Source organism: Streptomyces aureoversilis (assembly GCF_042657885.1).
In the GTDB taxonomy this organism is placed as follows: Bacteria; Actinomycetota; Actinomycetes; order Streptomycetales; family Streptomycetaceae; genus Streptomyces; species Streptomyces aureoversilis.
This window is the reverse complement of the sequence record NZ_JBHSKJ010000049.1, coordinates 1-5,241: the sequence shown is the minus strand read 5'-3', so window position 1 is coordinate 5,241 and position 5,241 is coordinate 1. Positions and strand designations below refer to the sequence as shown.

Here is a 5,241-nt window from a genome sequence, read left to right as displayed (position 1 = left end):
CGAGAGCATGATCCGCCTCGCCGCCATCGCCAACCTGGCCAAGCGAGCAACCGGAGAATCCACCTCTACCTGGCGAGACGCATAAAACGCAATCACTCATGAACTACGCGAACCAGACGTCCTCTTAGTAGGAGATAACCACACACCCTGGCTTCCCTTGCTGGTCCATTCGCCCACCTTGCCCGGCATCGCGGGGACAAGTGGCGGGTACATTAGATGGCCCAGAACCACCAACCTGGTCCTTACCATTACCACCCGCACTACGAGTACTTTTCCAGCTACCGCAGTTGGAATGCTCCTGGCCCGTTCCAGCGCCCATTCCGATGCCCCCCTTAGCTCCACCGCCCTTAGCTCCACCACCGCTGCGGGAACCGATACTCAATGTCGTTCCGCCGTCCCCGCCCCTCCCGCCGTTCCTTCCTTGGCCCCCGCCCCCACCCCCGCCTCCAGCCGAAACCCGCACGGCTCTCACCCTCGTGTCGGCCCATTTCCCCGTCGCTGAGTCGAAGGTGCTAACCGAGCTAGTCCCGCCACCTCCTCCTCCACCAGGAGCCCCTTGATCAATCCCTGTGGCCCCGGAATCTCCACTAATAATACCGCTTCCACCGCTTCCACCGCTTCCACCGCTTCCACCGCTATCACGGCTCATATCGCGCCCTCCAGGGCCGCCGCCAGTACCGACAACGATGTACAGCACATTTTCATATCCATCATCGACCGGCATATTGCACTTGATCAGCGCACCGCCGCCCCCGCCTCCTGCATGGCCGCGGCCATAGGCCATCCCGCCACCGCCACCACCGCCACCCACCACAGTAAGGGTTAAACCCTTCACGCCAGATGGCACCTTCCAGGTTCCATTGCCCGTCCAGGTACAGGTCGTAACATTACCGGCCCCGGGCTTACAGGATCCTTCAGCATCGAAACCGGCTGGAAGCGACAAACCCGCACCCAGTACTGTGGCGCCAATAAGTGCCACCCCTTGCCAAAAATGAAAAATAACCCCAACCACAGAATATTCCATTCTCTAGTTTACGGATCTGTACGGTCAATGGGTCTCGGAGGGCTGTCATGAATTAGGTGCGATTCGCCTGTTTTGCCTACAGGCTGTTTGTTGGGCTATCGGGTCTATACCTGATTGGCGGTGAGGCGGCCGTCGAAGAGGCCGTCGAATTCGTTAAAGGCGACTTTCCGGCGGTTGTTCCAGCGCTGGCGGCCACGGCCGGTGGGACCGAGAGCGATGGTGGCGAGATAAGCCGTTTGAGGGCGGTCTCATTCGGGAAATGTCCGCAGGCCTATGCCGCCCGCTGGTCCGTGTTGGCGGGTTGATTCCGGTCCTTCGTGCGACCGGGAGACCCAGGGCCCTGGGCGCGGCTAAAAATGCTCATGCCGTAGGTATGGCTTTGACTGATTGGTCGCCCAGAGCTCGTAACATGATCTTGTTGAGTTTGGTAAGCCGTGACGTCAGGGGTGCTTCGGCTGTTCCTGGTGCTGTGAGCAGGCGGCCGTGGATCGTGGACGATGAACCTAGTGCACCGCGACGACATGGCCACTTATTGGGATGAGCGAACAGAGATTGCTTCGCAAGGACACGTCGGCGTGGTCGTCTGGGCGACCAATCAACCCATCGACGAGGGAGGCTCGGGTTCCCGAACTCTGGGCGGGGACGGATACTGGCAAGGCCGCGCACCACTGCAGGTGATCGACACGGACGGTACGAAGGTGCTCTCCCGCCAGATTCCCAGCAACGCCCGAACTGCTGGAGCTGATAGGCGACGTCCTCGCACTGGCCGAGGCCAGCCCCGTGACCTGGGCTGTTGACCTGAATACCGGCGGCGGCGCACGTCTGGTGGGGGCTGACCTTCCAGCGACCGGACAAGCGGGCCGTCGAGCAGGATCCGGAAGCAGCCCGGATCTGGCGCGAGGAGACCTGGCCGGCGATCCGGGCCTGGTCGAAGGCATAGAACGGTGAGATCGTGGCCGGATGTACTTCATAGTCTTCACCGAATCGTTCGATGCGAAGGTCATGTGCTGCTTCCTCGCCCGGATCGTCGGGGCACTTCAAGAGGAAGGCCCACCTGATCGTCGACCGACACTCAGCCCACCGCTCGAAGGCTGTCCGGACCTGGCTCGCTGCCCACGAGGACGAGATCGAGCTGCGTCGGCCTCAAACGCAGCCTCCCCCACACCCATCGGGCCAGGAACCAGGCCGAACTCGCCGCCGAGACCCGCAGGTTCTTCCACCACCGACAGCGCCAGTCCCACGTCATCACCGGCTACTTCAAAGCCCCACACATCCGCTACACCCTCGACGAATGAACCCAACAAGTTCCTGATCAATATGGCTGAGCTTCTTTGAATCTGCCTCCTGCGGGAGCGAAAGTGACAGGCAGAAAATCTGGGTAACGACGCGAGGCCTCTGTCCGCTGCGCTTCCTGACGTCCATGTCTGGGATCGGAGTCAGGATTCTCATCGACGTCGGCCACGTCAGCAGCTTCCGTGAACCGCCTGCCTCGCCACCTATGCCGTCCTTGCCTCGGCGACCCGCGGCAACAGCCTCCCGGAGAGGAACAAGCAGCCCAAACGGGACTCTTCCTCTCCACCTCCTCCATAATATCATCCCGGCTTCCGGCCCCGCCCACCATCTGCTTACCGTCCCCAAACGCCAAACCGAAGCGAGTGAAGGCTTCACAATCTGGAATCAGATCACCGGCTGCTCCCAGCCGACCGCCCGACGACGGCTCCACCCCCGGAGTCTGCGGCCCGGCACGTCTCAACTTCCCTACACCACAACAAGGCGACAAAATCCCCTTGAGTGCAGGAATAGCATTAACCCTCTGTAAATAATAAACGTCGTAGAAGGCTAACCTCGGCTTACGGCAACCCGCTGCTGCGTGCGGTTGAGGAAGCCCTGTCTAAAAAGTGACGGAAGGCAAATACACTTCCGGTAGCCAGCTCCATCTCGCACCGATTCCCATATAAATGACGCCAAGAAACCATCCTCCCCTTCCATGCGCCTACAGCTGTCGCAAATACTGGGGCATAAATTTTGGCACAAGGCCCATCCTTTGCTTGGAGCTTGCCAAAATTGCCTTGAGCTCTTTCCAGCTCAAGGCAAGCGTCGTGAGCTCGTGGATGATCGCCAGATGACGGATGGCATGTCAAGAATGAGAAATGCTCTGGCTGCGGATTGGGATTGATCCCCGAATGGGAGACGGTCAGGAGTAATTTCGTGCATTCGCCATTTGATGCAAATGCCGATGTAGCCATTAACATGGAAAGGATGGAGAGTGTTGCCATGTAAACCCCCTTGAGGAGGGTACGGTGATAGTCCACTAGGCTCCATTTCGGTAAATTGCACTCGGAGTAGAGTAGAAAAGTGGGCACCTACAGATGGGTGATCGAGCGGAGTTTGCCTGGCTTCACGGCTTCCCCAGTGCGGCAGACCGTTCTTGACACACCACCTGTGGTCTTGGGGCTTTCCGGTCAGTTGTGGACGCAGGGCAGATAGGCGAGCTGATCTTCAAGCTGTATCGGGTCCGCTTCACCGAGCCTGGGGTGGGCAAGTACCTCAAGCGATGGGGGCTGACCTTCCAGCGTCCAGATAAACGGGCCGTCGAGCAGGCGCGGAAGCGGTCCGCGTCTGGCGCGAGGAGACCTGGCCAGCGATCCGGGCCAAGGCGAAGTCGGACAACAGTGAAGTCTTCTTCGGTGACCAAATCGGGGTCCGCTCAGACCAGGTCACCGGCCGTACCTGGGGCGCCAAGGGGACGACGCCGGTGGTCCGCCGCACCGGGAACCGGTTCTCTGTGAACGCGATGTCCGCGATCAGTACCCGTGCGTGAGGCTGTGGGAGCGTGGGAGGAGTTCATCCCCTTCTTGTGGTTCGACACGGAGATCCGCCGCATCGTCTGTGCGGCCAACGCGATCGAGTCCGTGAACGTCAGGATCCGCCGAGCGGCCAAGGCATACGGCCACTTCCCTAACGAGACCGCTGCCCTGCAGTGCGTCTACATGGCGATCATGTCCCTGGACCCCACAGGCAAGGGCCAGGCCCGGGGACATGCGCTGGAAAACCGCCCTCAACGTCTTCGATATCACCTTCGACGGCCACCTTTCCGCAGCCTGTCAGTAGCCCTGAATACCGTGGTTACACCGTTCGATTGGCTCTGTCGCGTAGTGGGTGGTAACGAAGCGTGATTGGGATGGTTGGCGTCGCATGCGACGTTAACTCGCTTGTGAAGGCTGTGCCTTTTGGGCTGTCGGCACTGGTTCGTTGAGAGTATGACGGACCAGGGTGAGATGATCCGCCTGTCGGCGCGGACCTGGCAGAGGGTGGTGTCGTGCTCGAAGTGCGGGACGCTGACCGCAAGAGTGCATGGCTTCCACGAGCGTACGATGACGGACTTGCCGATGGACGGCCGGCGAGTCGTAGTGTTGGCGCAGGTGCGGCGCCTGGTCTGCCCGGTGCTGGGCTGTCCGCGGCAGACTTTCCTTCAGCAGTTTCCCGGGCTGCTGGAGCGGTAACAGCGCCGCAGGACCGGGCTGGCTGGCCAGCTCGGTCATATCGCCAAAGAGCTAGCGGCCGGGTGGGTGCCGGCGCTTTCCCGATTCCTCGTCGTCGCGATCTCGCGCTTGACCGCGCTGCGGATGCTGACGCGCTACCAGTGTCCCGGCTGCGCGTGCTCGCGGGTACTTGACGTCGACGACTTTGCCCTGAGGCGGCGCCACCGCTATGCCACCATCCTGATCGACGCTGAGACCGGCGAGCGGATCGACGTACTGCCCAGCCGCAGCGCGAACACACTCAAGACGTGGTTGCGTGAGCATCTCGGCGTCCAGTTCGTCTGCCATGACGGCTCGGGGGCTTATGGCGAGGGGTCCACGGTCTGCTCGAATGCGCCTGCCGCCTCAACACCGTCAAGCGTTACGCACGAGCCCGGGCACCGGGGCCCTTCGCCGGGCCCCGCGTTACCGGCCCACCCTCGTTGGCCCCTACCGCGACCACCTCCGAGATTAGCAGGGCCGCCGACCCCGCCATCCCCCGCGCTCCAGCTCTTCCGCACGATCAAAGAGCTTGGCTACACAGCGCTAAGCGTAGGGGTGACCTCACCCTTAGTACTCCAGTGAGAATTCGTGTCCTGAGCTGGTTGTTCTCGTTGACCAGTCATGGTGGGGATGGGCGAAGTTGATTGCTGGGCTGCGGAGTTGGAGTCGGTATTCGCTCGGGTGGCGGGCCGC

General features: G+C 61.3%; 5 protein-coding genes and 2 pseudogenes. 5 read left to right on the top strand and 2 right to left on the bottom strand.

Annotated features, from left to right (window positions below):
• Nucleotides 1-1,128 precede the first annotated feature (1,128 nt).
• Nucleotides 1,129-1,295, bottom strand: a pseudogene (locus ACFPP6_RS36615) (IS256 family transposase); the annotation flags it as partial.
• 531 nt (nucleotides 1,296-1,826) lie between these two features.
• Here ACFPP6_RS36615 and ACFPP6_RS36200 point away from each other — a divergent pair.
• On the top strand, nucleotides 1,827-1,964 hold the full coding sequence (locus tag ACFPP6_RS36200; protein WP_382051108.1) for a winged helix-turn-helix domain-containing protein: 138 nt from the start codon (nucleotides 1,827-1,829) through the stop codon (nucleotides 1,962-1,964).
• 910 nt (nucleotides 1,965-2,874) lie between these two features.
• Here the strand turns inward: ACFPP6_RS36200 and ACFPP6_RS36195 are convergent.
• A complete protein-coding gene (locus ACFPP6_RS36195) occupies nucleotides 2,875-3,270 on the bottom strand; it encodes an SSI family serine proteinase inhibitor (RefSeq protein WP_382051107.1) in 396 nt (131 codons plus the stop codon).
• 222 nt (nucleotides 3,271-3,492) lie between these two features.
• Here ACFPP6_RS36195 and ACFPP6_RS36190 point away from each other — a divergent pair, with 222 nt between their 5' ends.
• From ACFPP6_RS36190 to ACFPP6_RS36705, 4 genes and pseudogenes are all read left to right on the top strand, one after another.
• Complete coding sequence (locus tag ACFPP6_RS36190) at nucleotides 3,493-3,813, top strand: helix-turn-helix domain-containing protein (RefSeq protein WP_417802681.1); 321 nt, start codon at nucleotides 3,493-3,495, stop codon at nucleotides 3,811-3,813.
• Between the two features lie 42 nt (nucleotides 3,814-3,855).
• Nucleotides 3,856-4,135: pseudogene (locus ACFPP6_RS36185) on the top strand (transposase); the annotation flags it as partial.
• A 149-nt stretch (nucleotides 4,136-4,284) separates the two neighbouring features.
• Nucleotides 4,285-4,527, top strand: coding sequence for a transposase family protein (locus ACFPP6_RS36710; RefSeq protein WP_465269389.1), 243 nt, complete (start codon nucleotides 4,285-4,287; stop codon nucleotides 4,525-4,527).
• A 123-nt stretch (nucleotides 4,528-4,650) separates the two neighbouring features.
• Nucleotides 4,651-5,130 (top strand): transposase, encoded by a 480-nt coding sequence (locus tag ACFPP6_RS36705; protein WP_465269390.1) that lies wholly within the window; start codon nucleotides 4,651-4,653, stop codon nucleotides 5,128-5,130.
• Nucleotides 5,131-5,241: the final 111 nt, after the last annotated feature.